Raw genomic sequence first — 25,195 nt, forward strand, 5'->3', positions numbered from 1 at the left:
GCGGGCGTCCGGGCGGAGGAGGGTTGCCATGACAGCTGCTACGCGCCTGCTGCGGGGCGTACCGCCGGAGTACCGCGACCGGATGATGGAGATGGCGCATGAGGTCGCCTTCGACCAGGACACCCGGATCTTCGAGGAGGACGGCACCGCCGACCGCTTCTGGGTGCTGCGCTCCGGCGCGGTCACCCTGGACCTGAACGTCCCCGGCCGCCGCCCGGTGACCGTGGAGACGCTGGGGCCGGGCGACCTGCTGGGCTGGTCGTGGATGTTCCCGCCGTACCAGTGGGACTTCGGCGCGGAGGCGCTCAGCCCGGTGCGCGCCTACGAGTTCGACGGCGCCGACGTACGGGCGGCCTGCGACGCCGACCCGGCCCTCGGCTACGCGCTGACCAGGGTCGTCGCCGAGATCCTCGCGCACCGCCTGGAGGCCGCCCGCACCCGGCTGTTCAACCTGTGACCGGCGCCCCGCGGCACGCCCCGGGCGTTTGAGCGGCGCGTGCCCGGCAAGCCGGACCGTAGCGAACCCGCGCAGACCGGACGGAGGCCGCCATGGCGACCAGGCGAGATCTGGCGGAATACCACCGCAAGCGCGACTTCGCCAGGACCGGGGAGCCGAAGGGCGCGAACGATGCGGGGCCGCCGCGCGAGGGCACGGGTGACGGCGCGTTCGTCGTCCAGCTCCACGAGGCGAGCACCACGCACTTCGACTTCCGCCTGGAGGCCGACGGCGTGCTGAAGTCCTGGGCGGTCCCCAAGGGCGTCTCCACCGACCCGGGCGACAAGCGGCTCGCGGTGCCCACCGAGGACCACCCGCTGGAGTACGGCGACTTCGAGGGCGTCATCGCCGCAGGGGAGTACGGCGGCGGGACCGTGATGGTGTGGGACACCGGTGACTACCGCAACCTGTCGAAACGCCACGGCGAGCCGATCCCCCTCGCCGACGCGCTGGAGCACGGCCACGCCGCGTTCTGGCTCGACGGCGACAAGCTCCACGGCGGCTACGCGCTCACCCGGCTGCGGGACGGCGCCTGGCTGCTGGTCAAGGAACGCGACAAGCACGCCTCCTCGGCCGGCTCGCCGCCGCACCCGCACCGGATGCGCTCGGCGCTCACCCGCCGCACCCTCGGGCAGATCGCCGCGGACGAGGACGCCGAGCGGTGAGCGGGCTCCTCGAAGGACTGCCGTCCGCGCAACGCGAGCGACTGCGCCCGGCCCGGCCCGCGTACGAGATCCGGCCGATGCTCGCCGTCCTCAGCGACCGGCGCTCCTTCGACGGGGACTGGCTCTTCGAACGCAAGCTGGACGGCGTGCGGGCGCTGGCCCACCGCGAGGGCGACCGCGGCGGGCTGACCTCCCGCAGCGGCAAACCGATGTCCGCCACCTACCCGGAGGTCCGTGAGGCGCTGGACGCCCAGGACCGCGCGGACTTCGTGGTGGACGGCGAGGTCGTCGCGCTCGACCGGCAGGGCCGCACCAGCTTCGAACTCCTCCAGCGCCGCATGCAGCTCACCGACGCCCGCCGCGCCCGCGCCACCGGGGTCGCCGTCACGTTCTACGTCTTCGACCTGCTGCGGCTCGACGGGCACGACCTGACCCGGCTGCCGCTGCGCACCCGCAAGGCCCTGCTGCGGCGCGCCCTGAAGTGGCACGACCCGCTGCGCTTCACCACGCACCGCAACGCGTGGGACCCCGCCCTGCTGGACGAGGCGTGCGGCAGGGGCTGGGAGGGGCTGATCGCCAAGCGCGCCGACGCCCGCTACGTCGAGAAACGGTCGGGCGACTGGCTGAAGCTCAAGTGCGCCGCCGGACAGGAGATGGTCGTCGGCGGCTTCACCGAGCCCGCGGGCAGCCGCACCGGATTCGGCGCGCTGCTGGTCGGCTACTACGCGCACGGGACGCTGCGGTACGCCGGCAAGGTCGGCACCGGCTTCGACACCGCCACCCTGAACCGTCTGCGCCGCCGCTTCGACGCTCTGCGGCGGTCGACGTCCCCGTTCGGGGAACCGGTGCGCGAGAGCGGTGCCCACTGGATCGCACCGGAACTGGTGGCGCAGATCGCGTTCGCCGAGTGGACCCGCGACGGCAAGCTGCGCCACCCGCGCTTCCTGGGCCTGCGCGACGACAAGCGTCCCGAGGAGGTGGTGCGGGAGCGCGCCGCGTGACCGAGGCGGTCAGGGGCCGCCTCAGGAGGCCTTGCGCGACGAGGTCTTCTTGGCCGCGGTCTTGGCGGCGGTCTTCTTCTTCGCCGACGCGCCCCCGCTCGCGGACGACTTCTTCGCCGCCGCCTTCTTGCCCGCGGTCTTCTTCGCCGCCGTCCTGCGCCCGTCCTCGCCCTCGCGGGACGCGGACTTCTTCGACGCGGTCCGCTTGGACGCCGTCTTCTTCGCGGGCTTGGCCTCCGAGCCGCGGGAGCCGCTCGCCTCCAGGCTGGCCTGGAGCGCCGAGGTGAGGTCGATGACGTTGTCGGGCGCCTCACGGGCCTGAGGTGAGGGCGCGGGGCGGCCCTCCAGCCGGGCGGCCACCAGGGAGCGCAGCGCCTCCTGGTAGTCGTCGTGGAGTTCCTCCAGGTCGAAGCCCTCGGAGAGGCTCTCCATCAGGCTGGCCGCCATCTTGCGCTCCTGGGGGCGGATGGTGACCTTCGTGCTGGGGCCCACCTCGGCGTCGGAGCGCACCTCGTCCGGCCAGAACATCGTGTGCAGCGCGAGCGTCTCGTCGTGGACGCGGAGCAGGGCCAGGGACTCCCGGGTGGAGATGGTGATCTTGGTGACCGCGGCCTTGCCGCCGTCCGCCAGCGCGTCGCGCAGCAGCGCGTACGGCTTGTCGGCCGCCGGGGAGGCCGGGCCCAGGTAGTAGGACGAGGAGAACATCAGCGGATCGATCTCCTCGGCGTCCACGAACGCCAGGACGTCGATGACCTTCTTGCTGGGCAGCGGCAGGTCGGCCAGGTCCTCGTCGGTCAGTACGGCCTCCCGGCCCTGGTCGTCCTCGAAGCCCTTCGCCACGTCCGCGTACGCGACCTCCTTGCCGCACTTGTCGCAGACCCGCTTCTGCCGGATGCGGCCACCGTCCTCGGCGTGCACCTGGTGGAGCGGCAGCCGGTGCTCCTGGGTCGCCTTGTAGAGGGTGACCGGGATGGAGACCAGGCCGAAGGAGATAGCCCCTTTCCAGATGCTTCGCATGGATTCGTCCCTTCGTGCGGGAAATCCAGCGTATGCCGGGCGCGCCGCACCGGCAGGGCGGTCGCGGCGTGGGGGTGAACGCGGTGGCGGGGGCGTCGCCGTCAGTCGCGGGACGGTTCGCCCAGCAGCGCGGCGCAGCCGGTGATCAGCGCCTGGATGCCGAACCGGAAGCGCTCGGCGTCGTCCGTCCCGGCGCCGGTCCGTGCCGCCTCGGCGACCAGCGGGAAGTCCCGCGGGTCCAGCTGGGCCAGTGCCTGCGGCGAACCGGCCGCACCCGCCTCGTTGACCGGCGCGGAGGCCACCTCGGCGGCGGTGTGGGCGATGACGAAGAGGGAGAGCGCGTTGAGCGTGTCCACCGACCGCCCGAGCGGCAGCCCGGCGGCGCGCAGGACGGTCAGGCCGCGTTCGACCGCGCGCAGCGTGCCCGGGGTGGCCGCGGGCCGGGTCGCCACCAGTGGCAGCACGCCGGGGTGGCGCAGCAGCGTGGTGCGCAGCGACTCCGCGTACGCGCGCATCGCGTCCCGCCAGTCCGCGTTGGTGTCGGCGGCGGGCAGCGCGATCTCGTCCACCGCGCGCTCCACGATGCCGTCCAGTAGGGCGTCCTTGTGGGGCACGTAGTGGTAGAGCGTCATCGCCTCGACGCCCAGCTCGGCACCCAGGGCCCGCATGGACAGCGCCCGCAGGCCCTTGCGGTCGGCCAGCTCCAGGGCGGCGTCGAGCACGGACTGCCTGGTCAGCCCGGCACGTTCACCGCGCCCGCGCTTGCGGCGGTCGGTCATGGGACCTCCGGTCGGCTTGACATTCTTACGGCGTAAGAGCATCGTAGTCCGCACGCCGAATCTTACGGCGTAAGAAACGAAACCGGCACAGGGGGAGTTCGGATGGGCATCGCAACGGGGCTGCCGCATGCCATGGCGTCGACGGAGGCGAGCACGACGACGGAGGCGAACAAGAAGGTCGTCGCCGACTTCCTCGCGGCGATCAACGAACGCCGCGTCGAGGACCTGGCGCACCACATGGCGCACGACGTGGTCGATCACAACAAGATCATTCACGGCGAGGCCGACGAGCCCGGCGCCGCCTTCGAGGGATTCCGGCAGCAGATGGCCGCCTTCGGCGACGCGAGGATGGTGCCGCTGGAGCTGATCGCGGAGGGCGACCGGGTGGTGGCGCGCATCGTCGCCACCGGCACGCACTCCGGCACTCACCCGCGGATGCCGGAGCCGACCCACCGTTCCTTCGAGGTCGAGCAGATCTGGGTCTTCACCGTGACCGACGGGCGCATCAGCGAGATCCGCGCGGTCAGCGACCGGCTCGGGATGTTCCTCCAGCTCGGCTGGGACTGGCCGACGGCCGACTGAGCCCGCGTCGCCCGCCACGGGGGAGCGGGCGGCGCACGGACGGCGGGGGCGGGGCGTCGGCGGGCGCCCCGCCCCCGCCTCAGCCGTTCACGCGGTGACGTGCCTCAGCCGGCTCACGCGGCAAGACGCCCCGGCCGGCTCACTCGGCGATGCCGCGGGTCAGCATCACCACGGTGACGAATCGCCGGTACAGCCGCACCGGATCGTCGTCCGTCATGCGCACCGCCAGCCGGTCGTTCCGTACGACGCCCTCGATCCAGGTGGCCATCTCCGCCAGATCCGCGTTGCGCAAGCGCACGGTCAGCGTCGCGGGCAGCGCGATCCGGGGCGGCTCGGCGTCCTCCAGCCGTTCGATCGCGGTGCGCGCGGCCTGCCGGATCACCTCCCGGGCCTCCAACGGGTGCAGGCTGTCGGCGGCGAACCGGGACACCGACGACTTCACCACCGCGCCCTGGATGCCGGGGCAGAACGGCTGCGCCTCCGCCAGCGTCGTGGCGTCCCCGGTGATCAGCGCGACCGGGACGCCGTGGCCCAGCGCCACCAGCGCGTTGATCCCGCTCTCGCCCGCCACCACACCGTTGAGCCGCACCTCGCTGATCGCGGCCGGGTTGTAGGTGTGCGACAGCGTGGCGCCCTCGGACGACATCGAGCCGTGGTAGGAGACGAAGAAGACCGCGTCGAACGAGGCGTCCAGGCCCTGCATCATGTACAGCGGCTTGTGCCTGCCCGACAGGTAGCGGGCCCGCCCGGCCAGCGCGTCCGGGCGCAGGTTCGCCATCGTCGAGTGCGAGTCGTTGACCAGGAACCCGGTCGCGCCCGCCGCCTCGGCGCCCTCGATCGCGGCGTTGACCTCCTCCTGCAACAGCCCCCGGTAGTACTGGTACTCCGGGTCCGGCGCACGGCACTGCTCCCACGCGACGACGCCCGCGGTGCCCTCCATGTCGGAGGAGACGAAGACCTTCACAGCGTGCTCCTGGGGTGGATCTCGGGTGCGTCGGACGTCCCGGTCATCACCGCGTACGTGCTGCCGTCCTGGCCCGCCGCGCCGCCGTGCCGGCCGTCGGGAGCCAGGGCGAGCGCGCGCAGTTCGGCACGGAAGTCGTCGGGCAGGGTGGCCGCGTCCCGCAGCGCCGCCACGCACGCCTCGGCGGGGGCCGCGCCGCCCGCCATCAGGTCCACCACGGTACGGGCGGTGCCGCCGCGCATGCTCAGCTCACCGCGTCCGGTGCACGCGGCGCCACCGGCCCGCAGGTCGCACCAGTTGCCCGCGCCCGGCACCGCGGAATCGCCCACCCGCCCCGGGTACTTGTAGGGGTAGCCGGAGGTCGACACCGCCACGCACAGCTCACCGGAGGCGTCCAGCGCCATGATGTTGATCGTGCCCCACGGGCCGTCGTGCGGTGCGAGGCGCCGGATCAGCTCCAGTGCGCTCGCCCGGTAGCGCTGGTCGCCGTCGGTGGCCGCGGTGTTCTCGCCCTCGACCGCCTCGGCCGACTCGGCGAGCTGCTTGCGCCAGATCGCCCGCGCCTCGGGAGTCAGCAACTCGCCCTCCACGAAGCCGCATTCGCGGGCGAACAGCGCGGCGCCCTCGCCGACCAGCAGGCTGTGCTGCGGCAGGCGCTCCAGCACGGCGCGGGCCACGGATATCGGGTTGGGGTAGCCGCGCAGCGCGGCGACCGCCCCGAACCTGCGGTCGGAGCCGGTCATGACGGACGCGTCCAGCTCCACCTCGCCGCGCGCGTTCGGCAGCCCGCCGGTGCCGACGTAGTGGTCGGCGGTGTTGTCCTCGCAGGCGCGCATCGCGGCCTCCACCGCGTCCAGCGCGGACCCGCCCGCGCGCAGCACCCGCATCCCGAACGGCAGCCCGATCTCGCTGCGTTCGCTTCCTATGATCACTGGCGCGGTCATGGTCCTCCCGGCTCGTCGTGGGCGTCTTCCGCCCCGGCGAGTCTGGCACCTCGCGCCTGCCGGCGAACAGGGCCGTCACGGCTGGACGAGGCGCGCCGCGCTGTCCAGGTCCACCGGCGGCAGGTACTCGCGCACCAAGGTCCGCTCCCACCACTGCCCGGTGTCACGCAACTGCCGCCAGGAGGTGAAGCGGTAGCGGTAGAGCCGGGCGCGCACGTGCGCCGGGGGCTCGCCGGGGAACGGGTTGTGCCGCAGCAGCTTCAGCGTGGCGCGGTCACCGGCAAGCAGCCGGGCGACGAAGGCCAGGAACCACGGCTCCGCGTAACCGGGGGAGAGCGCGGCGAACCACATGAGCCAGTCCAGCCGCAGGTGGTACGGGGCCCACTGGCGCGGCAGCCGGCCGAGCGGCCCCGGCTTGCCCTTGAAGCCGTACTCCCGCCAGACCGTCTCCGGAGTGATCCCGGTGTCCGAGGTGCCCTCCACCGCCACCTCCGTCCGCACCCGGGTGATCGATCCGAACGCGCCGTAGGCGTTGACCAGATGGAGCCGGTTGAAGGAGTAGTTCATGATCTGGCCGCGCGTGACCAGGTTGCGCGCGGGCCACCAGCTGAGCGCCAGCACCCCCGCCGTGGCCGCCAGCACCAGGCCCTCGTACCAGCCGGGAGGGGCCGCGAGGACGGGCGGCTTCGGCAGCCCCAGCACGTCGGCGGCGCGGACGCCGTCCACCACGGAGAACGCGATGACGATCGTCAGCCAGTTGAGCCAGGCGAAGTTGCCGGACGCCACCAGCCACAGCTGGGTGACGATCATGAAGCCCGCCGCCCACGACGCGATCGGCTGCGGGGTGAACAGCAGCACCGGCAGGCCGAGTTGGGCGACGTGGTTGGCGGCGGTCTCCACCCGGTGCAGCGGCCGGGGCAGGTGGTGGAAGAACCAGCTGAGCGGACCCGGCATCGGCTGGGTCCCGTGGTGGTAGTACAGGCAGGTCAGATCGCGCCAGCAGCGGTCCCCGCGCATCTTGATCAGCCCCGCGCCGAACTCCAGCCGGAACAGCAGCCAGCGCAGCAGCCACAGCACCGGCACCGGCGGCGCGGTGTGCGCGTTGCCCAGGAAGACCGCCAGCGTGCCCGTCTCCAGCAGCAGCGACTCCCAGCCGAACCCGTACCAGGTCTGGCCGACGTTGACGATCGACAGGTACAGCGCCCACATCGCCGCCCACATCAGCATCGACGCCCACAGAGGCATGGCGTCCGCCGCCCCCGCGACCACGGCCGCCGACAGCACGGCCCCGCCCCACGCCACGCACGCGAACAGCCGGTCGCTGTAGGCCCAGTGGAAGAGGCTGGGGGAGCGGCGGAACGGGACGCGCCGCACGAAGCGCGGCACCGGGAGCATTCCGTGCTCCCCGATCAGCGCCCGGAACTGGAGGGCCGCGGCGAGGAAGGCGATCGCGTAGACCGCGGCGAGCGCGCGCAGGAAGACCAGCCGGCTCAGCCAGTAGCCGGACTCCGTGAACCATCCCATGCGACCGCTCCTCGGACACCGGACTCCGCGCGGCCCATCTGTACCACCTCGTGCCACGAGGGCGAAGGACGCGACGGCCCCGGCGTGGGACCCCTTGGGACGGGCCCGGGGTGACCCCGCGTCAGGTGAAGCGGTGCCCCGGCGCGAGGCCGCGCGGGGCGGGACGGCATGATGCCGCGCATGACCGAACCCGTTCCCCACGACGATCTCGTCGCCCGGGTGGCCGACCGCGCCCGGCGCCGCTGCCCCGACCTGCCGCCCCCGGTCTCCGAGCAAGCCCTCGCCGACGCCGAACGCGCCCTCGGCTTCGCGCTGCACCCGCTGCTGGCCCGGCTCTACCGGGAGGTGGGCGACGGCGGCTTCGGCCCCGAGTACCGCTTCTTCCGGCTGCACGGCAGCGAACCCGTCAGCGAGACCCACGGACCGCTGACCCTCGCCTACCGGCAACGCCGCGAGCCCGACGCCAAGGACCCCGGGTGGTTCTGGCCGCAGGGCGTGGTGCCCGTGATGACGTGGGGCTGCGGCATGCTCGCCTGCGTGGACTGCCGTAGCCCCGAGGGCACGGTGCTGCTCTTCGAGCCCAACCCGGTCGACGGCGACTGGGCGGACGCCTGGTTCCTCGACGCGGGCAGCCTGGCGCAGTGGCTGGAGACCTCGCTGACCGGCCGGGGCTGGTACGCCTACCCCGGCGCCGACGATTCCTGGGCCGACCCCGGGCAGGCGCTGTCGGAGGAGGAGCTGGACTCCGTGGACCTGCCCCGCTGGGGAGCCGAGGCGCGCGCCCGCGCCGGGGGAGTGGAAGCGTAGCGGCGGCGCGGGCGCGGGAGTTCAGCCGCGGGCGCCCAGCAGGTGGTCCATCGCCAGCTGGTCCAGCCGCTCGAAGGCCATCCCGCGCCGGGCCGCCGCCTCGACGTCGAAGCCGTCGTCCGCCGCGCGCAGGTCCGCCACGCTTTCGCCGGGCGCCAGCGTGGGCACCTCCAGCTCATCCAGCCGGGACGCGCGCAGCGCCTCACGCACCTCGGGGTCGGCGCGGAAGGCGGCGGCCCGCTCGCGCAGGATCAGGTAGGTGCGCATGCAGCCCGCCGCCGAGTCCCACACGCCCTCGGGGTCCTCGGTGCGCGGCGGCTTGAAGTCGAAGTGCCGGGGCCCGGCGTACCCGCCCCGCTCCAGCAGGTCGACCAGCCAGAACGCCTGACGCAGGTCCCCCGCGCCGAACCGCAGGTCCTGGTCGTACCGCGGGCCCGACTGGCCGTTGAGGTCGATGTGGAAGAGCTTGCCCGCCCACAGCGCCTGCGCCACCGAGTGCGGGAAGTTGAGCCCGGCCATCTGCTCGTGACCGACCTCCGGGTTGACCCCGACCAGATCGGGGCGCTCCAGGCGCTCGATGAACGCCAGGGCGTGGCCGACGGTGGGCAGCAGGATGTCGCCGCGCGGCTCGTTGGGCTTGGGCTCGACCGCGAACCGCAGGTCGTAGCCCTGCTCCACGACGTAGCCGGTGAGGACGTCGAACGCCTCCTTCATCCGGTCCAGCGCCACCCGCACGTCCTTGGCCGCGCCCGACTCGGCGCCCTCCCGCCCGCCCCAGGCCACGTAGACCGAGGCGCCCAGCTCGACCGCCAGGTCGATGTTGCGCAGCGTCTTGCGCAGCGCGAAACGGCGTACGTCGCGGTCGTTGGCGGTGAACGCGCCGTCCTTGAAGACCGGGTGCGTGAAGAGGTTGGTGGTCGCCATCGGCACCTTCAGCCCGGTGGCGTCCAGCGCCGCGCGGAACGCCTTGACGCGGGCCTCCCGTTCGGCCTCCGGCGCGCCGAAGGGGATGAGGTCGTCGTCGTGGAACGTCACGCCGTACGCGCCCAGTCCGGCCAGGCGCCGCACGGTGTCGGCCGGGTCCAGCGGCTCGCGGGTGGCGTCCCCGAACGGGTCGCGGCCCTGCCAGCCCACGGTCCACAGGCCGAAGGTGAACCTGTCCTCGGGGGTGGGGGTGAAGGGGTGCGTCATCGACGGCTCCGGGGGGTCGGTGGGACGAGGAGGCGGGCACCCGGTGGTCGGCGAACCCGCGCGAACCCTATTAGTAAACGCGGAAAACAAACTAGTATGCGGACCGCGCCCGGGGAACCCCCCGTGCCGTCGCCCCGCCGACGTGAAGCCCGTGAACGTGAAATCCGTCAACGTGAAGGAGCCCCCCATGACGCACGGCCCCGTGGTCATCGGCGTCGACAGCTCGACCCAGGCGACCAAGGCGGTTGCCGTCGCGGTGGAGACCGGCGAGGTGCTGGGCCAGGGACACGCCCCGCACACCGTCAGCACCGGAGCGGGCCGGGAGAGCGATCCCGGCGAGTGGTGGCGGGCGTTCGGCACCGCGGTCGAGGCCACCGGACACGCCGACCGGGCCGCCGCGGTCTCCGTCGGCGGCCAGCAGCACGGCCTGGTCACCCTGGACGCGGCGGCCGAGCCGGTGCGCCCGGCCCTGCTGTGGAACGACGTGCGCTCCGCGCCGCAGGCCGAGGAACTCACCCGGCGCCTCGGCGCGGACGCCTGGGCGCGCCGCGCCGGCTCGGTGCCCACGGCCGCGTTCACCGTCGCCAAGTGGGCCTGGCTGCGCGAGAACGAGCCCGACGCCGCCGATCGCGTCGCGGGTGTGCGGCTGCCGCACGACTACCTCACCGAGCGGCTGACGTCGACGGCCGTCACCGACCGGGGCGACGCCTCCGGCACCGGCTGGTGGACGCCGGACGGATACGACGAGGAACTGCTGCGCGACCTCGGCCTGGACCCGGCCGCGCTGCCGCGCGTGGTGCCCGCGGGCGAGGCCGCCGGTGAGGTGCGCGACGGCACACCCCTGCGCCCCGGCACCGCGGTGGCCGCGGGCACCGGCGACAACATGGCCGCCGCCCTCGGCCTCGGCCTGCCGCCGGGTGTCCCCGTGCTGAGCCTCGGCACCTCCGGCACGGTCCACGCGGTCACCCGTGGCCGCCCGGCCGACCCGAGCGGCACCGTCGCGGGCTTCGCCGACGCCGGGACCGACTGGCTGCCGCTGGCCTGCACCCTCAACTGCACGCTGGCGGTCGACCGGTTGGCGGCGCTGCTCGGACTGGACCGGGAGGCCGTCGAACCGGGCGGTTCCGCCGTCGTGCTGCCCTTCCTGGACGGCGAGCGCACCCCCAACCTGCCCCTCGCCTCAGGGCTGTTGCACGGACTGCGGCACGACACCACCGCGGGCCAGCTCCTCCAGGCCGCCTACGACGGCGCCGTCCACTCCCTGCTGACCGCGCTGGACGACGTACTGCGGGCAGGTGGTGAGAGCGCCGAGCCCGCCGGTGAACTGCTGCTCATCGGGGGCGGCGCCCGCGGCGAGGCCTGGCGGCGCACGGTACTGCGGCTGTCCGGTCGGCCGGTGCGGGTGCCACGCGCCCGGGAGCCGGTGGCGCTGGGCGCGGCGGCGCAGGCCGCGGGACTGCTCACCGGCGAGTCGCCCTACGACGTCGCCCGGCGCTGGCGCACCGCCGACGGGCCGTTGCTGGAGCCGGTGGCCCGGGACGACTCCGCCCTCGAACGGATCGCCGGTACTCTGGCCCGCGCCCGTGAACTGCTGACCGGACCCACCGGCTGACCGACCACCCGGCGGGCGCGGGACGAGGAGGACCAGGTGCCGCGGACCGAGGCCGTGCGGCCCGCCTCCCAGCAGGGCATGCGACGGCAGAACCTCGCCCTGGTCATGGGCGAGGTCGCCGCGTCGGGCCCGGTCTCGCGCGCCCGGGTCGCCGACGCCACCGGCCTGACCAGGGCCGCCGTCTCCAGCCTGGTGGAGGAGTTGCGGACCGCAGGGCTGGTCGCGGAACGCGGTCCCGCACCCAGCGGACGCGTCGGCCGCCCCGGCAGCGATCTGGTGGTGGACGCGGAGGGACCGGCCGGACTCGGCCTGGAGATCGGGGTGGGCCACCTGGGCGCCTGCCTGGTCGACCTCGGCGGCCGGATCCGCGCCTCGGTACGGGTCCCGGCCGACAACCGCCGACGCACGCCGGACGTCGTGCTCGGTCAACTCGCTCGCATCGCGGCCGAGTTGACGGAAACCGCAGTGCCGCATCCGGCCGGGACCGTGGTCGCGGTGCCCGGCCTGGTGGGCGCCGCGGAAGGGCAGGTCGCGCACGCGCCCAACCTGGGCTGGCGCCGCGTACCCGTGGCGGACCTGCTGCGTGAACGGCTCCCGGACCCGCTGGCCGCGCTGCCGCTGGACGTCGACAACGAGGCCAACCTCGGCGCGCTCGCCGACCTGTGGTGCGGCGCTGGCGCCGCCGACGCCGTGCACATCTCGGCGGAGGCCGGCATCGGCGCGGCACTGCTCGTCGGCGGCGCGATCTTCCGGGGCGCCTCGGGCTTCGCGGGCGAGCTGGGCCACGTGCCGGTGCGTCCGGACGGCCCGCCGTGCGCGTGCGGCGCGCGCGGCTGCCTGGAGCAGTACGCGGGGGAGGCCGCGGTGCTGCGCGCGGCGGGACTCGACGCCGCGACCGGCGACCCGGTGACCGAACTCGCCCGGCGCGCCCAGCGGTCGCAGCCCGCCGTCCTGGACGCTCTGGACCGCGCGGGCGCCGCCCTCGGCATCGCGCTGGCCGGCGCGGTCAACCTCATCGACCCGGCAGCGGTCGTCCTCGGCGGCGCCTACGCGGAACTGGGCACGTGGCTGCTGCCCGCGATGCGCCGCGAACTCGCCGCGCGGGTGGCGGTGCGGCCGTGGCACCCGCAGACGCTGACCCTCTCCGCGCTGGGCCGCGGCGGACCCGTGCTGGGCGCCGCCATGGTGACCGTGCGCCGGATCGTCGGCGACCCCGGCGGCTACGCGGCAGGTCGCGCGGACCGGTCCGCCTAGTCCCGGTCCCCTTCCCGCGCCAGGGCCGCGATCACCCCGCCCGCCAGGACCGCGCGACGCTGCCGGGGCGACAGCCGGTGGTGCACGGCGTACTCCTCGTCGCGCGTCACGTTGCGCACCCGCAGCCCGGGCGGCGCGTCCGGGGCCATCGCCGCGCGCAGCCCGGTCAGCCGCAGGCGGTCGTCCGCCTCGATACGGTCGTGGTCCGCCGGGTCGTCGAACTCCAGCGCCAGCACGCCGAAGTTGGCGAGGTTCTGCCAGTGGATCCGGGCGAACGACTTCGCCAGCACCGCCCGCAGCCCCAGGTAGCGCGGGGTGATGGCGGCGTGCTCGCGGGACGAGCCCTGCCCCCAGTTCTCCCCGGCCACGATCAGGTGACCGCCGTCCTCCCGCGTCTTCGCCGCCCGCCGCGGGTAGTCCGGGTCGAGCCGGGTGAGGGTGAACTCGGCGAGCTTCGGGATGTTGGACCGGTACGGCAGCGCCTTCGCACCGGCCGGGGAGATCTCGTCGGTGGACACGTCGTCACCCGCCTTGATCAGCACCGGGCCCTCGACCGTGTCGGGCAGCGGGTCGAGGTCGGGCAGCGCGGAGATGTTGGGCCCGCGCTCCAGCTCCACCCGTGCCGCCTCCCCGGCGGGCAGCGGCGGCTGGAGCATCGCGGTGTTGACGGACGCCCGGTCCGGCAGCCGCAGCCGCGGGTACGCCACCTCGTGCGTGCCGGCCCACTCGCGCGGGTCGGTGATCACCCCGGTGAGCGCCGAGGCCGCCGCGGTCTCCGGAGAGCACAGCCACACCGCGTCGTCCTCGGTGCCGGAACGGCCGGGGAAGTTGCGCGGGAAGGTGCGCAGCGAGTTGCGGCCCGCCGCGGGCGCCTGGCCCATGCCGATGCAGCCGAGACACCCCGCCTGGTGGATACGGGCGCCCGCGGCGATCAGCGCGAACGTCGCGCCGGACCGGGTGAGGTCCTGGAGGATCTCGCGGGAGGTCGGATTGACGTCGAAGCTCACCGAGCCCGCCGTCTGCCGCCCCTCGACCATCGCGGCGGCCATCGCGAAGTCCCGCAACCCCGGGTTGGCACTCGACCCGATCACCGCCTGCCCGACCGGCTCGCCCGCCACCTCCCGCACCGGCACCACGTTGCCCGGGGAGGTCGGCCGGGCGATCAGCGGCTCCAGCGACGACAGGTCGATCTCCTCGTCGAGGTCGTACGCGGCGTCCGGCTCGGTCGCCAGCTCCGCGAAGTCCTCCGCCCGCCCCTCGGCCGCCAGGAACGCGCGCACCGCCTCGTCGGACGGGAAGACGGTGGCGGTGGCACCCAGCTCGGCGCCCATGTTGGCGATGACGTGGCGGTCCATCGCGGTCAGCCCGGCGAGCCCGGGGCCGTGGTACTCGATGATCCGCTGGACGCCGCCCTTCACCCCGTGCCGCCGCAGCATCTCCAGCACCACGTCCTTGGCGCTCACCCACGGCGGCAGCTGGCCGGTCAGCCGCACGCCCCAGATGCGCGGCATCGTCACGTACAGCGGGCGGCCCGCCATGGCGAGCGCCACTTCGAGGCCGCCGGTGCCGATCGCCAGCATGCCCAGCGACCCGGCGGCGCAGGTGTGGGAGTCGGAGCCGATCAGGGTGCGGCCGGGGATGCCGAAGCGCTGCATGTGGGTGGGGTGCGAGACACCGTTGCCCGGCTTGGAGAACCACAGGCCGAAGCGCCGCGCGGCCGAGCGCAGGAAGACGTGGTCCTCCGCGTTGCGCTCGTCGGCCTGGAGGATGTTGTGGTCGACGTACTGCACGCTCACCTCGGTGCGCACCCGGTCCAGACCGAGGGCCTCCAGCTCCTGCATCACCAGCGTGCCGGTGGCGTCCTGCGTCAGCGTCTGGTCCACCCGCAGGGCGATCTCCTCGCCCGGCACCATCGGGCCGTCCAGCAGGTGGTCCTCGATCAGCCGCTGCGCCACCGTGCCGTGCGCCTTTCCGCTGCTCGCCTCCGCGTCGCCCGCCTTCGTACCGCTCGCCTTCGTGCCGTTGTCCGCCGCCTTCGAGGTGCTTGAGGTGCTTGAGGTGCTTGAAGTGCCCGAGGTGCCGTCCATTCTCCGCTCCCGCCGCTCGGCCATGTTGAACCCCGGCATTTCGGGTACCCGAAATCGCAGGAAGCACATGAATCGAGGTGACTGCGATGCTCCTCCTGGGGCTTCTCCTGATGGCCGCGACGGCCGCGTTCACCGGTCTGGTGATCGCCGACAACATCTCTGGCGGACCGAACTACAGCGTGTCGGTTCTGGGGAACCACATCGCGACGATGAACACGCTCGCCGCCTTCCTCGCCGGGCTCGCCCTGGCCCTGATCTTCTGCCTGGGCCTGGCGATGCTCTCCACCGGCGGGGCCCTGATGCGGCGGCGCCGCTCCAACCTGCGCGCGGCCCGCAACGAGGCCGCGGGCGCCGCGGCGGAACGCGACGCGATGGCGGCCCGCAGGAGGCAGGACGCCACGGCCCCCTACCAGGGCGTGGACGACGGGACCGGTGGCGCCTCGCGCGCGGAACCGGTCGGCACGGGCAGGCACGGCGGCACCCGCCACCGGCGGCACCTGTTCGGCCACTGAGGCTTCGGCCACTGAGGCGCCGCGCACAGGTGCCGACGACACCGGACGCCGCGCGACGGGAAACACCTCTCGCGCGGCGCGCCGGATTCCGGATCACGTCGCCGGACTGGGTTCCGGATCACATCGCCGGATGCGCCGGGTGGTGCGTGGCGGACTCGATGTCGTCGGCGGCCTTGGCCAGCAACTGCCGGGCCAGGTCGTTGAGAGCGCGGGCCGCCGCCAGTTCCTCGCCCACCTTGGTCTGCAACGGATCGTGCGGATGGCGGCGGGCGTGGCCCTCGGCGCGTATCCGCGTGTCGTCCGGCAGGCGCAGCGACGCCGCGGTACGCGTCTCCTTGTCGCCGTCCTCCCTGAAGTCCAGGTCGATGTGCCACTCGTCGAGCGCCCGCATGGCGATCACCTTCTCCTCGCTTCACATCCAGGGTGCACCCGCGCCGGTTCGCCCCGAAAACCGTCCCCGAACCTCTGGGGGAGATCATGGAACTCGGATTCCTCAGGCCGCTGGCCCACCCCGGCCCCTGGGCCTCGGTCTACCTGGACACCTCCCGGGCCGTCCAGGACGCGGCCAAGCAGGCGGAACTGCGCCGCCGCGCGGTGACCGAGCAACTCGCGGAACAGGGCGCCGACGCCCGCACCCGCGACGCGATCGCCGACCGGCTCGCCGCGGAGCCGGTCTCCGGCTCCCCCATGGGCCGGGCGCTGTTCGCCGCGGACGGTGACGTGGTGGTGGACGTGCCGCTCACCGAGGCCCCGCCGGTCGTCGAGGCGAGCTGGAGCACGCTGCCGCACGTAGCGCCGCTGCTCACGCTCCACCACGACGAGCCGGCCTGCGTGGTCGCCTACATCGACCACGACGGCGCCGACCTCGAACGCCGCGACGAGGGCGGCCGCAGGCCCGTCGGCCGCGCCCGGGGCGTGCGCTGGCAGGGCCGCGGGCACCGCAGCCTCCCCGCCGACCGCTACGAGTGGCACTACCGCAACCGGGTGGAGAACGCCTGGCACGAGACCGCGGAGGTGATCGCCGGGGAGATGGCCCGCCAGTGGGCCCGGTACCGCCCCGAGATGCTGGTCCTCACCGGCGACCCCGGGGAGCGCTCGGCGGTGCGCGACCGGCTGCCCGAGCCGCTGCGCGACATCACCGTCGAGACGTGCGGCGGCAGCAGGACCGCCCGGTCGAACGGGACCCTCGACCGGGAGATCGAACGGGCCCGTGAGGAGTTCGCCGAACACCATCGGGACGACGTGCTCGACCGGTTCGGCTCCGGGCGCGGACGTCCCGGCGAACACGGCCGCTTCGGCTCCGACAGCTCCCCGGGCGACGCCGCCGAGGGCGTGCCGTCCGTGGTGGAGGCCGCCCGCGGTCACCAGGTCGCCACCTTGCTGATGCGCGAGGAGGCACCGGACGGCGGGCGTCAGGTGTGGATCGGGCCGGGCAACGACCAGGTCGGCGTCGAGCGCTCCGACCTGCGCGCGATGGGGGTGCGTGAACCGGTGCCCGCCCGGGCGGACGACGCTCTGCTGCGGTGCGCCGCCGCGACGGACGCCGAGGTGCTGACGGTGCCGCGCGAGGCGTCCCGGCCGGCGGGCGGCATCGGGGCGGTGCTGCGCTGGAGCGCGTGAGACGTGCTCGTACGCGACGGGGCGGGCCCGGCACGCACCGCGCGTGCCGGGCCCGCTGATGTGCTGATGGAGCGTCAGCCGGTGAACGCCGTCAGGCCGTTCGGGGTGCCGAGGCCGGTCGGGCCGTCGTAACCGTCACCCGCGTTGCACAGGTAGTCGTCGCAACTGCCGTTGGAGCCGGAGGTGACGTCGTTGAGCGCGGAGGTGTTGGCGTAGGGGAACGAGGCCGGGTTGCTGTCGGCGGACGGCGTGCCCGCGTCGGCGTAGACCGAGGCGATGATCGGCGAAGCGGCGCTGGTGCCGCCGACGACCTGCCAGCCGCCGGACTGGTAGCTGTCGTAGGTGGCGACACCGGTGGCCGGGTCGGCGACCGCCGAGACGTCCGCGACCGTGCGGTTCGAGCAGTCCGCGTCGGTCTGCCAGGACGGCTTGGGCTCGACGGTCGAGCAGCCGGAGCCGGTGCCCTCGCCGCCGTCGGAGCTGCCCCACACGGTCTCGCTCCAGCCGCGCTGGCTGTCGTCCTGGGTGAGGCTGGTGCCGCCGACTGCGGTGACGCCCGGCGAGGCGGCGGGGTACTCCACGCCGTAGCCGGAGTCGCCCGCCGAGGCCGTGATGGCGACGCCCGGGTGGTTGAAGTACTGGCTGTCGGCCTGGGTGTCCGAGGAGTCCTCGGAACCGCCGTAGCTGTTGGAGACGAACTTCGCGCCCATGCTGACCGCCTGGTTCACGGCGGTGCCCAGGTCGTCCATGCTGGCGGAGTTCGCCTCGACCAGGATGATGTGCGCGTTGGGGGCGATGGCGGAGACCATGTCGAGGTCGAGCGAGATCTCGCCCGCCCAACCGGAGTCCGCGGTCGGGTAGTTGGTGCTGCCGTCCTGGTCGACCTTCTGGAAGCAGCCGCTGTCCGAGGTGCAGGCGGGCAGGCCGTACTGCTGGCGGTAGGTGGCCAGGTCCTGTTCGGCGTTGGGGTCGTCCTGGGCGTCGACGATGGCGACCGTCTGGCCCGCGCCGCCGTCCGAGGGCAGGTTGTACGCGCTCTGCAGGTCGGAGGGCCCGTAACCGGAAGGGGCGTCGTCGCGCCCGAGGGCCATCTTCTGCTTGACGTCCGTGCGCACCAGCGCGTTGCAGGCCATCATGCCGGGCTTGGGCTGCGAACACAGGCGCTTGACGTGGATCTGGTGGGCGTGGCCGGCCGAGGCGGCGGTGGCCGTCGCGGCGCCTGCCGGGCCCGCGGTGGCGAGGCCGGCGGTGACCAGTGCGGCGGCGGACACCACCGCGCCCGCGACGCGCTGGATGTGGCGCCTGCGGGCAGGAGTCGAGGTGGACAAGGTGAGCCCTCCCAGTGGGGGTGGGGGACCACACGCGTGCCGTTGTGGGGCGGCGGATCGGCATGGTCCCGGGGAGCGGTGAAGGGGAACGCGTCGTGCGCGACCGCCACCATGCGACGTGGGCATGACAATGCTGCCTGGTTTGCCACCCCGCTCAGTGGTGTCTGACGGGAACGTAGCGGAGTCATGGGGTCCTCACAAGATGCGCGGCGTACGGGAGTTGGGGACCGCGCCGGGTAGGGTGGGGCGAATGGTGACCAACGGGGCATCGATCGCGGTGTGGTCGGCGGACGGCGCCGCTTCCGACGCCGGGCACGCCATCGTCCACGCGCTGTCCATCGCCGGATCGATGACGTGGGAGATCACCTGGGCCCTGGTCCTCGGTTTCGGGCTGTCCGCCGTCGTGCAGGCGGTCGTGCGCAAGTCCACCGTCGTGACCCTCCTCGGTGACGACCGGCCCCGCACCCTCGCGCTCGCCTCGGCCTTCGGGATCGCGTCCTCCTCCTGCTCGTACGCGGCCGTGGCGCTGGCCCGTTCGCTGTTCGTGAAGGGCGCGGACTTCACGGCGGCCATGGCGTTCGAGGTGGCGTCGACCAACCTCGTCGTCGAACTCGGCGTGATCCTGGCCCTGTTGATGGGATGGCAGTTCACGCTCGCCGAGTTCGCCGGCGGTGCGGTGATGATCGTGCTGCTGGCGGTGGGATTCCGGCTGCTGCTGCGCCCGGCCCTGCTGCGGGCGGCGCGGGCGCAGGCGGAGCGTGGGGTCGCCGGGGCGATGGAGGGACACGCCGCGATGGACATGTCGGTGCGCCGGGAGGGCTCGTTCGCGCGGCGGCTGCTGTCCGGGGAGGGCTTCACCTCCGTCAGCCACGTGTTCGTGATGGAGTGGGCGGCGATCCTGCGGGACATGCTGCTGGGGCTGCTGATCGCGGGCGCGGTGGCGGCGTGGGTGCCGGACGCCTTCTGGCGGACCTTCTTCTTCTCCGGGCACCCCGTGGTCGCCAAGGTGTGGGGGCCGCTGGTCGGGCCCGCGGTCGCCATCGCCTCGTTCGTCTGCTCGGTCGGCAACGTGCCGCTGGCGGTGGTGCTGTGGAAGGGCGGGATCAGCTTCGGCGGGGTGGTCGCGTTCATCTTCGCGGACCTGCTCATCGTGCCGATCCTGTCGATCTACCGCAGGTACTACGGCGCCCGGACGGCCGTGTTCCTGCTGGGGACCTTCTACGCCGCCGCGGTGCTGGCCGGATACGTGGTGGAAGGGGTCTTCGGCGTGCTGGGCCTGGTCCCGGACCAGGCGGACGCCCGCGTTCCCGCCCAGGGCGTCTCGTGGGACTACACCACGTGGCTCAACATCGTCTTCCTGGCCGTGGCGGTCGCGCTGCTGACGCGGTTCTGGCGCAGCGGGGGAGCGGGCATGCTGCGGATGATGGGAGGAGGGCCCTCGTCGGGCAGTGGCGACAGCCCGCAGGGGAGCGGCTGAGGCTGGCGATCCGGCGTCGGCTCCATAGTGTGTCTATAGGCTGGTGCCATGTTGGATCTGCGTCATCTCCAGGTGCTGCGGGCGATCGCCCGGGAGGGCTCGCTGGCCGGGGCCGCCCGCGCCCTGCACTACAGCCAGCCCACCGTCACCCACCACCTGGCGTCCCTGGAGTCCCACTTCTCGGCCCGGATGGTGCGGCGCGGCTCGCGCGGGGCCACGCTGACCGAGGTGGGTGAGGCGCTGCTGCCGCACGCCGACGCCGTGCTGAGCCGGGTGCAACTGGCCGAGAAGGAGGTACGCGACCTGGTCGAGCACGGCACGCCCACACTGCGGGTCGGCACCTTTCCCACGGCGGGCGCGCTGCTGCTGCCGCCCGCCGTCAAGTCCCTGCGCGGCCAGGGCGTCGAGCTGTCGCTGACCGAGGGTGAACTCCCGGCCCTGTTGGACGGGTTGAGGTCCCGTCAGCTCCATCTGTCGCTGGTCTTCTCGCAGCCCGGTGACCGGCTCGACCTGGAGGACGACGTGGACGTCCACCCGCTGCTGGACGACCCCCTGCTGCTCGCGCTGCCCGCCGACCACCCCTGCGCGGCACGGGACCGCGTGCCGCTGGCCGCGTTGCGCGAAGAGGCGTGGATCGTCGGCACCACCGACTGGGACCCCTGCGACCGGCTGCTGACCTGGGCCTGCCGCCAGGTCGGCTACGAGCCGCTGCACGCGCTGCGCACCGACGACTACGGCGTGATCCAGGGCTTCGTCGCCGCCGGGGTCGGCGTCGCGCTGCTGCCCCGGCTGGCGCTCGGCTCACCACGTGACGACATAGCCGTCCGCCCGCTCGACGGGCCGCCGCTGGCCCGGCGGATCGCGGTCGCCATGCTGCGTTCCACCATTTCGCGCAGCGCGGCCGACCTGCTGGACGCCCTGCGCGCCCAGGCCGACCGCATCACGGCGGCCTGGGCACACGAGACGGTCAGTCCGCGGCCCGACGGCGTGTCAGGCGGAGCGTGACCAGCTCGAACGGCCGCAACGACAAAGGCACTTCGCCGTCGGCCACCGCCGACTCCGGTGCGCCCAGCGGCCGTTCCAGCAGATCGCACCGCACGACCTCGCCGACCTCGAACCCCGCCCGCAACCGGGCCCGTGCGCGGCCGCCCAGCGACTCGTAGAGCCGCACCACCACGTCGCCGCTCGCGTCGTCCGCGAGCTTCACCGCGGTGACCACGACCGCCGCGTCGTCCACCGCGACCAGCGGCGCGACCCGCGCGTCGCCCGGCACCAGGCGCTCCGGCAGGTTGACGCGGTAGCCCTCGCGCACCGCGTCCACCACGCGCGCGCCCGGCACCAGGGCGTGCCGGAAGCGGTGCGTTCCCTGGTCGGTGCGGGGATCGGGGAAGCGGGGCGCGCGCAGGAGCGAGGCCCGTACCGTGGTCGTGGTGCCCCGGTCCTCCTCGCGGACCGTGCGGGCCACGTCGTGGCCGTACGTCGAGTCGGTGACCAGCGCGACGCCCCAGCCGGGCTCGCCGACGTGCAGGAAGCGGTGGTTGCACGCCTCGAACCTGGCCGCGTCCCAACTGGTGTTGGTGTGCGTCGGCCGGTACAGGTGGCCGAACTGCGTCTCGGAGGCGTAGCGGTCGGCGTGGACGTCGAGCGGAAAGGCGAGCTTGAGGAACTTCTCCGTCTCGTGCCAGTCCACTTCCGTGTCGATCTCCAGCCGCCCGGCACCCGCGGGCAGCGTCAGCCGCTGCTCCACCCGCGAGGAGCCGAAGCGGCGCACCACCCGCACGCAGCCGTCCGCCCCGGCCACCGGCCCGACGGCCTCGGCCTCGGTCAGGTCGGTCACCGTGTCGCGGTAGAAGGCGTCCACGTCCCACGCGTCCCACATATTGGGGAAGTCCGGATGCAGTTGGAGCAGGTTGCCCGCCCGGCCCGGGGCGATCGTCTCCCGGCCGGCCGCGACGTCGTACGCGGACACCACCAGGCCGCGCGCGTCCACCTCGACCCGCAGCAGCCCGTTGTCCAGCACGTACCCGCCGCCCACGCGATCGCTCACGGTCGTCGCGCCCTGAACGACCGGGCGGGGCGCCGCGCCCGCCGCGGGCACGCCACCGCGCGCGTGCGGCGCGGCGTTGAACACGACGGTACCGCCCGATCCCGCGTCCCCCGCGAGCGCCCGCTGCGCCGCGTCGACGATCCCACCAAGCTCACGGGCCACCCGGGCGTACGTGGCCTCCGCCTCACGGTGCACCCAGGCGATCGAGGAGCCGGGCAGGATGTCGTGGAACTGGTGCAGCAGCACCGTCTTCCACAATCGGTCCAGCTCCTCGTACGGGTAGCGGGACCCGGTACGCACGGCGGCCGTCGCCGCCCACAACTCCGCCTCGTAGAGCAGGTGTTCGCTGCGGCGGTTGCCCTGCTTGGTGCGGGCCTGGCTGGTGAGGGTGGCCCGGTGCAGCTCCAGGTACAACTCGCCCATCCACACCGGCGCGTGCCGGTACTCCGCCTCCGCCTTCGCGAAGAACGCCGCCGGGGTCTCCCACTCGACGCGGGCCGAGCCCTCCAGGTCACGCATCCGGGCGGCCTTGGCGACCATCTCCCGTGTCGTGCCACCGCCTCCGTCACCCCAGCCGGTGGGCGCCAGCGAGTGCCGGGCGACCCCCTTGTCCTTGAAGTTGCGCGCGGCGTGCGCGATCTCCTTGCCCTGCATCGAGCAGTTGTAGGTGTCGACCGGTGGGAAGTGCGTGAAGATCCGGGTGCCGTCGATGCCCTCCCAGTGGAAGGTGTGGTGCGGGAAGACGTTGGTCCGGCTCCACGAGATCTTCTGCGTCAGCAGCCACTTGGTGCCCGCGGCCTTGATGATCTGCGGCAGTCCCGCCGCGAAGCCGAACGTGTCGGGCAGCCACGCCTCCTCGTTCTCGACGCCGAACTCGTCGAGGAAGAACCGCTTGCCGTGCACGAACTGACGGGCCATCGCCTCCGAGCCCGGCATGTTGGTGTCCGACTCCACCCACATCCCTCCGGTCGGCACGAACCTCCCCTCGGCGACCGCCTTCTTCACCTTCGCGTAGACCTCCGGGCGGTGCTCCTTGATCCACGCGTACTGCTGGGCCTGCGACATCGCGTACACGAAGTCCGGCTCGTCCTCCAGCAGCGCCGTCATGTTCGCTGTGGTCCGTGCCACCTTGCGCACTGTCTCCCGCAGCGGCCACAGCCACGCCGAGTCGATGTGGGCGTGCCCGACCGCACTGATGCGGTGGGCCGTGGGTTCGGCGGGGGAGGAGAGCACCTCGCGCAGGCAGGCGCGGGCCGCGTCCGCGGTGCCGTTCACGTCCTGGAGGTCGATGGCGTCCAGAGCGCGGGCCACGGCGCGCAGCACGGTGTGGCGCCGTGCGCCGTCCGCGGGCAGTTCGGGCATCAGCTCGCCCAGCACCTCCAGGTCCATCACCAGGTGCCACACCGTCTCGTCGAAGACCGCGAGGTCCATGCGCGCCAGCCGGTACTGCGGCTCGTCCCCCGCGGTGTCCCTGTCGCCCAACTCGGTGGGCAGGAACGGGTGGTAGTCGAGGATCACCGGATTCGACGCGGCCTCGACGTGCAGCTCGACCCGCTCGCCGCCGGTCACCGGGGAGCCGATCCGCACCCATTGATTGCGCGGGTTGAGGCCCTTCACCGGGGAGCCGTCCGGGCGGTACACCAGGCCCTCGCACTGGAAGCCCGGCATGTTCTCGTCGAATCCCAGATCGAGCAGCGCCTCCACGGTGCGGCCCGCCCACCGCGGCGGCACCGTGCCGGTCACCCGGAACCAGCTCGTGCCCCACGGCGCACCCCACCGGTCACCGACCCGCACCGGGGTGTGCTCGGCGGCCAGCCCCTCGGCCACGGGCACCGGCTCGCCCGGCGCGTGCCACACCGCGACGTCCAGCGGAACGTGGGCGGGGTACACGGCGGGCCGGACGCGCTCGTCCAGCACGCGCTTGAGGCGGGCCTCGATCAGGGCACGGTCGTCATGCATGGCATGGGCTCCGGAGGGTCGGGGCGGAACGGGGTGTGGGAAACGTGCTCATCGGACCTCGGCGGGGAGCACCACGCGGGTGATCCCACGGGAGGCCAAGTGCCGTGAATCCTGAGCCAGTTCGGACAGCACGGTGGTCGGCCGCAGGCCCTGCGCGGTCAGCCGGGCGAACGCCTCGAAGACCTCGCCGCCCGGCGCGCAGACCGACCGCCTCGTGGCATCGGGTCCGACGTCGACCACCAGCGCGGTGGTCCGGGGTGCCGGACGGTGCTCGCGCCCCCGCCACCGCTCGACCGACTCGGCCAGCGCCCGCCCGGCGGGTTTGACCTCGCGGTCGGTGGTGAGCAGGCCGAGGCCGTACTCCAGCTCGGGGAAGTCGGCGAGCGAGCGGTCGACGTCGTGCGAGCACCACCAGGTGACTCCCCACACGTCCGCGCAGTCCAGCGCGGCCTCGACGGTCGCCGTGGTGAACTCGGCCGCCCGGTCGGCGGGGACGTGCGGCGCGGGCGCGCCGACCTCCTGCAACCACACCGGCCGGTGCGGTTCGCGCGCCCAGGCCTTGGACAGCTCGATCAGGTAGGCGGCGTGGTGACGGGTGGCGGTGCCGTCGGTGCCGTGGCGCTGCGCGGTGCCGTTGAAGACCCAGGAGTGCACGGCGGTGGCCGCGCCGAGCCGTGCCGCGTGCGCCGGGGTGAAGGGGTGGTCGTCCTGGTACCAGGCGGCGTCGTACTCCGCGTGCAGGTGGAAGCGGCCCGGCGCGCCGGACTCGCAGGCCTGGAGCATCCGGCGCAGCCAGCGCTCGGCCTGCGCGGCGTCGATCCGGTCGGGGTCGGGGTGCGGGCCGGAGGAGAACTGGTTGACCTCGTTGCCGACCGTCATGCCGAGGAAGTTGCCCTTGGCCGCGAGCGCCGAGGCGAGCGTGCGCAGCAACTCCGCCTCGGCGTCCACCACGTCGTGGTCGGTGAACATGTTGCGGCGGTGCCAGGTGCGGGTCCACGACGGCTGGAAGTCGAAGCTGGACAGATGGCCCTGGAGCCCGTCCACCGCCACGTCGAGACCGCGTTCGCCCGCCGCGTCGACCAGTGCCAGCAGGTCTTCCACCGCGCGCGGGCGGATGACGGCGCGGTTGGGCTGGAAGACCGGCCACAGGGGGAAGACCCGCAGGTGGTCCAGGCCCAGCGCGGCGATCGAGTCGAGGTCGGCGCGCACCTCGTCCAGGTCGAAGTCGAGCCAGTGGTGGAACCAGCCGCGCGTGGGCGTGTAGTTGACGCCGAAGCGGGGGGATGTCATACGCGTCCTGTTCGGTTCGTACGGGCAGGTGGCGAACGT

Annotated in this window: 22 protein-coding genes; 11 read left to right on the forward strand and 11 right to left on the reverse strand. The window is 73.5% G+C overall.

Going from position 1 to position 25,195, the window contains the following annotated elements:
* Positions 1 to 28: 28 nt before the first annotated feature.
* The 3 genes from K7472_RS00465 (at position 29) to ligD (ending at position 2,162) form a co-directional block, all read left to right on the forward strand.
* A complete protein-coding gene (locus K7472_RS00465; protein ID WP_222972874.1) occupies positions 29 to 457 on the forward strand; it encodes a Crp/Fnr family transcriptional regulator in 429 nt (142 codons plus the stop codon).
* Between the two features lie 92 nt (positions 458 to 549).
* Positions 550 to 1,161: a DNA polymerase ligase N-terminal domain-containing protein gene (locus tag K7472_RS00470; protein WP_222972876.1), complete on the forward strand. Its 612-nt coding sequence runs from the start codon at positions 550 to 552 to the stop codon at positions 1,159 to 1,161.
* A complete protein-coding gene (gene ligD / locus K7472_RS00475) occupies positions 1,158 to 2,162 on the forward strand; it encodes a non-homologous end-joining DNA ligase (RefSeq protein ID WP_222972879.1) in 1,005 nt (334 codons plus the stop codon). The genes K7472_RS00470 and ligD overlap by 4 nt, the downstream gene beginning before the upstream one ends.
* 21 nt (positions 2,163 to 2,183) lie before the next feature.
* On the opposite strand, the gene ku is transcribed toward ligD, so the two are convergent.
* Together ku and K7472_RS00485 are read right to left on the reverse strand one after the other, a co-directional pair.
* Positions 2,184 to 3,179 (reverse strand): non-homologous end joining protein Ku, encoded by a 996-nt coding sequence (gene ku, locus K7472_RS00480; RefSeq protein WP_222972881.1) that lies wholly within the window; start codon positions 3,177 to 3,179, stop codon positions 2,184 to 2,186.
* 101 nt (positions 3,180 to 3,280) lie between these two features.
* Positions 3,281 to 3,958, reverse strand: a complete 678-nt coding sequence (locus K7472_RS00485; RefSeq protein ID WP_222972883.1) for a TetR/AcrR family transcriptional regulator — start codon at positions 3,956 to 3,958, stop codon at positions 3,281 to 3,283.
* A 102-nt stretch (positions 3,959 to 4,060) separates the two neighbouring features.
* On the opposite strand from K7472_RS00485, the gene K7472_RS00490 reads away from it, so the two are divergent.
* A complete protein-coding gene (locus K7472_RS00490) occupies positions 4,061 to 4,540 on the forward strand; it encodes an ester cyclase (protein ID WP_252394903.1) in 480 nt (159 codons plus the stop codon).
* Positions 4,541 to 4,679: 139 nt separating this feature from the next.
* On the opposite strand, the gene K7472_RS00495 is transcribed toward K7472_RS00490, so the two are convergent.
* The 3 genes from K7472_RS00495 to K7472_RS00505 all read right to left on the reverse strand — a co-directional run bounded on the left by K7472_RS00495 (position 4,680) and on the right by K7472_RS00505 (position 7,972).
* Positions 4,680 to 5,504, reverse strand: a complete 825-nt coding sequence (locus tag K7472_RS00495) for a M55 family metallopeptidase (protein ID WP_222972885.1) — start codon at positions 5,502 to 5,504, stop codon at positions 4,680 to 4,682.
* Positions 5,501 to 6,448 (reverse strand): glycosylasparaginase, encoded by a 948-nt coding sequence (locus K7472_RS00500; RefSeq protein WP_222972887.1) that lies wholly within the window; start codon positions 6,446 to 6,448, stop codon positions 5,501 to 5,503. Before K7472_RS00500 ends, K7472_RS00495 begins: the two co-directional genes overlap by 4 nt.
* A 75-nt stretch (positions 6,449 to 6,523) precedes the next feature.
* Entirely contained in the window at positions 6,524 to 7,972 is a 1,449-nt protein-coding gene (locus tag K7472_RS00505) for a lipase maturation factor family protein (RefSeq protein WP_222972889.1), read from the reverse strand.
* A gap of 180 nt (positions 7,973 to 8,152) precedes the next feature.
* Between K7472_RS00505 and K7472_RS00510 the strand changes: the two genes are divergently transcribed.
* On the forward strand, positions 8,153 to 8,779 hold the full coding sequence (locus K7472_RS00510) for an SMI1/KNR4 family protein (RefSeq protein ID WP_222972891.1): 627 nt from the start codon (positions 8,153 to 8,155) through the stop codon (positions 8,777 to 8,779).
* A gap of 21 nt (positions 8,780 to 8,800) precedes the next feature.
* Here the strand turns inward: K7472_RS00510 and xylA are convergent, their stop codons facing one another.
* Positions 8,801 to 9,970 carry a xylose isomerase gene (gene xylA / locus K7472_RS00515; protein ID WP_222972893.1) on the reverse strand — a complete coding sequence of 390 codons (1,170 nt, stop codon included), beginning with the start codon at positions 9,968 to 9,970 and terminating at the stop codon, positions 8,801 to 8,803.
* A 187-nt stretch (positions 9,971 to 10,157) separates the two neighbouring features.
* On the opposite strand from xylA, the gene xylB reads away from it, so the two are divergent.
* Together xylB and K7472_RS00525 are read left to right on the forward strand one after the other, a co-directional pair.
* Complete coding sequence (xylB, locus tag K7472_RS00520) at positions 10,158 to 11,582, forward strand: xylulokinase (RefSeq protein WP_222972894.1); 1,425 nt, start codon at positions 10,158 to 10,160, stop codon at positions 11,580 to 11,582.
* Between the two features lie 78 nt (positions 11,583 to 11,660).
* Entirely contained in the window at positions 11,661 to 12,836 is a 1,176-nt protein-coding gene (locus K7472_RS00525) for an ROK family transcriptional regulator (protein ID WP_222973501.1), read from the forward strand.
* Here K7472_RS00525 and K7472_RS00530 read toward each other — a convergent pair.
* Positions 12,833 to 14,962, reverse strand: coding sequence for an aconitate hydratase (locus tag K7472_RS00530; RefSeq protein WP_252394904.1), 2,130 nt, complete (start codon positions 14,960 to 14,962; stop codon positions 12,833 to 12,835). The genes K7472_RS00525 and K7472_RS00530 overlap by 4 nt on opposite strands.
* A gap of 47 nt (positions 14,963 to 15,009) precedes the next feature.
* Here K7472_RS00530 and K7472_RS00535 point away from each other — a divergent pair, with 47 nt between their 5' ends.
* Positions 15,010 to 15,435, forward strand: a complete 426-nt coding sequence (locus K7472_RS00535; RefSeq protein WP_222972895.1) for a hypothetical protein — start codon at positions 15,010 to 15,012, stop codon at positions 15,433 to 15,435.
* Between the two features lie 118 nt (positions 15,436 to 15,553).
* Here the strand turns inward: K7472_RS00535 and K7472_RS00540 are convergent, their stop codons facing one another.
* Positions 15,554 to 15,826 carry a DUF1876 domain-containing protein gene (locus K7472_RS00540; protein ID WP_222973505.1) on the reverse strand — a complete coding sequence of 91 codons (273 nt, stop codon included), beginning with the start codon at positions 15,824 to 15,826 and terminating at the stop codon, positions 15,554 to 15,556.
* Between the two features lie 86 nt (positions 15,827 to 15,912).
* Between K7472_RS00540 and K7472_RS00545 the strand changes: the two genes are divergently transcribed.
* Positions 15,913 to 17,055, forward strand: coding sequence for a baeRF2 domain-containing protein (locus K7472_RS00545; RefSeq protein ID WP_222972897.1), 1,143 nt, complete (start codon positions 15,913 to 15,915; stop codon positions 17,053 to 17,055).
* A 74-nt stretch (positions 17,056 to 17,129) separates the two neighbouring features.
* Here the strand turns inward: K7472_RS00545 and K7472_RS00550 are convergent, their stop codons facing one another.
* Positions 17,130 to 18,383 carry a S53 family peptidase gene (locus tag K7472_RS00550; RefSeq protein WP_222972900.1) on the reverse strand — a complete coding sequence of 418 codons (1,254 nt, stop codon included), beginning with the start codon at positions 18,381 to 18,383 and terminating at the stop codon, positions 17,130 to 17,132.
* Positions 18,384 to 18,633: 250 nt separating this feature from the next.
* Here K7472_RS00550 and K7472_RS00555 point away from each other — a divergent pair, with 250 nt between their 5' ends.
* Both K7472_RS00555 and K7472_RS00560 read left to right on the forward strand, forming a co-directional pair.
* Positions 18,634 to 19,860, forward strand: coding sequence for a permease (locus K7472_RS00555; protein WP_222972902.1), 1,227 nt, complete (start codon positions 18,634 to 18,636; stop codon positions 19,858 to 19,860).
* Positions 19,861 to 19,908: 48 nt separating this feature from the next.
* Positions 19,909 to 20,865, forward strand: a complete 957-nt coding sequence (locus K7472_RS00560) for a LysR substrate-binding domain-containing protein (RefSeq protein ID WP_222972904.1) — start codon at positions 19,909 to 19,911, stop codon at positions 20,863 to 20,865.
* Here the strand turns inward: K7472_RS00560 and K7472_RS00565 are convergent.
* Both K7472_RS00565 and K7472_RS00570 read right to left on the reverse strand, forming a co-directional pair.
* Positions 20,828 to 23,866, reverse strand: a complete 3,039-nt coding sequence (locus tag K7472_RS00565; RefSeq protein WP_222972906.1) for an alpha-mannosidase — start codon at positions 23,864 to 23,866, stop codon at positions 20,828 to 20,830. The two genes, K7472_RS00560 and K7472_RS00565, sit on opposite strands and share 38 nt — an antisense overlap.
* Positions 23,867 to 23,914: 48 nt before the next feature.
* On the reverse strand, positions 23,915 to 25,156 hold the full coding sequence (locus K7472_RS00570; protein WP_222972908.1) for a glycoside hydrolase 5 family protein: 1,242 nt from the start codon (positions 25,154 to 25,156) through the stop codon (positions 23,915 to 23,917).
* Positions 25,157 to 25,195 lie beyond the last annotated feature (39 nt).

The sequence above is a fragment of the Streptantibioticus parmotrematis genome (assembly GCF_019890615.1).
GTDB lineage: Bacteria > Actinomycetota > Actinomycetes > Streptomycetales > Streptomycetaceae > Streptantibioticus_D > Streptantibioticus_D parmotrematis.

Coding starts and splice junctions, on each gene's coding strand:
- K7472_RS00465 (WP_222972874.1), top strand. CDS start 29: ATGACAGCTGCTACGCGCCTGCTGCGGGGCGTACCGCCGGAGTACCGC.
- K7472_RS00470 (WP_222972876.1), top strand. CDS start 550: ATGGCGACCAGGCGAGATCTGGCGGAATACCACCGCAAGCGCGACTTC.
- ku (WP_222972881.1), bottom strand. CDS start 3,179: ATGCGAAGCATCTGGAAAGGGGCTATCTCCTTCGGCCTGGTCTCCATC.
- K7472_RS00485 (WP_222972883.1), bottom strand. CDS start 3,958: ATGACCGACCGCCGCAAGCGCGGGCGCGGTGAACGTGCCGGGCTGACC.
- K7472_RS00490 (WP_252394903.1), top strand. CDS start 4,061: ATGGGCATCGCAACGGGGCTGCCGCATGCCATGGCGTCGACGGAGGCG.
- K7472_RS00500 (WP_222972887.1), bottom strand. CDS start 6,448: ATGACCGCGCCAGTGATCATAGGAAGCGAACGCAGCGAGATCGGGCTG.
- K7472_RS00505 (WP_222972889.1), bottom strand. CDS start 7,972: ATGGGATGGTTCACGGAGTCCGGCTACTGGCTGAGCCGGCTGGTCTTC.
- K7472_RS00510 (WP_222972891.1), top strand. CDS start 8,153: ATGACCGAACCCGTTCCCCACGACGATCTCGTCGCCCGGGTGGCCGAC.
- xylA (WP_222972893.1), bottom strand. CDS start 9,970: ATGACGCACCCCTTCACCCCCACCCCCGAGGACAGGTTCACCTTCGGC.
- xylB (WP_222972894.1), top strand. CDS start 10,158: ATGACGCACGGCCCCGTGGTCATCGGCGTCGACAGCTCGACCCAGGCG.
- K7472_RS00525 (WP_222973501.1), top strand. CDS start 11,661: ATGCGACGGCAGAACCTCGCCCTGGTCATGGGCGAGGTCGCCGCGTCG.
- K7472_RS00530 (WP_252394904.1), bottom strand. CDS start 14,962: ATGCCGGGGTTCAACATGGCCGAGCGGCGGGAGCGGAGAATGGACGGC.
- K7472_RS00535 (WP_222972895.1), top strand. CDS start 15,010: ATGCTCCTCCTGGGGCTTCTCCTGATGGCCGCGACGGCCGCGTTCACC.
- K7472_RS00540 (WP_222973505.1), bottom strand. CDS start 15,826: ATGCGGGCGCTCGACGAGTGGCACATCGACCTGGACTTCAGGGAGGAC.
- K7472_RS00545 (WP_222972897.1), top strand. CDS start 15,913: ATGGAACTCGGATTCCTCAGGCCGCTGGCCCACCCCGGCCCCTGGGCC.
- K7472_RS00555 (WP_222972902.1), top strand. CDS start 18,634: ATGGTGACCAACGGGGCATCGATCGCGGTGTGGTCGGCGGACGGCGCC.
- K7472_RS00560 (WP_222972904.1), top strand. CDS start 19,909: ATGTTGGATCTGCGTCATCTCCAGGTGCTGCGGGCGATCGCCCGGGAG.
- K7472_RS00565 (WP_222972906.1), bottom strand. CDS start 23,866: ATGCATGACGACCGTGCCCTGATCGAGGCCCGCCTCAAGCGCGTGCTG.
- K7472_RS00570 (WP_222972908.1), bottom strand. CDS start 25,156: ATGACATCCCCCCGCTTCGGCGTCAACTACACGCCCACGCGCGGCTGG.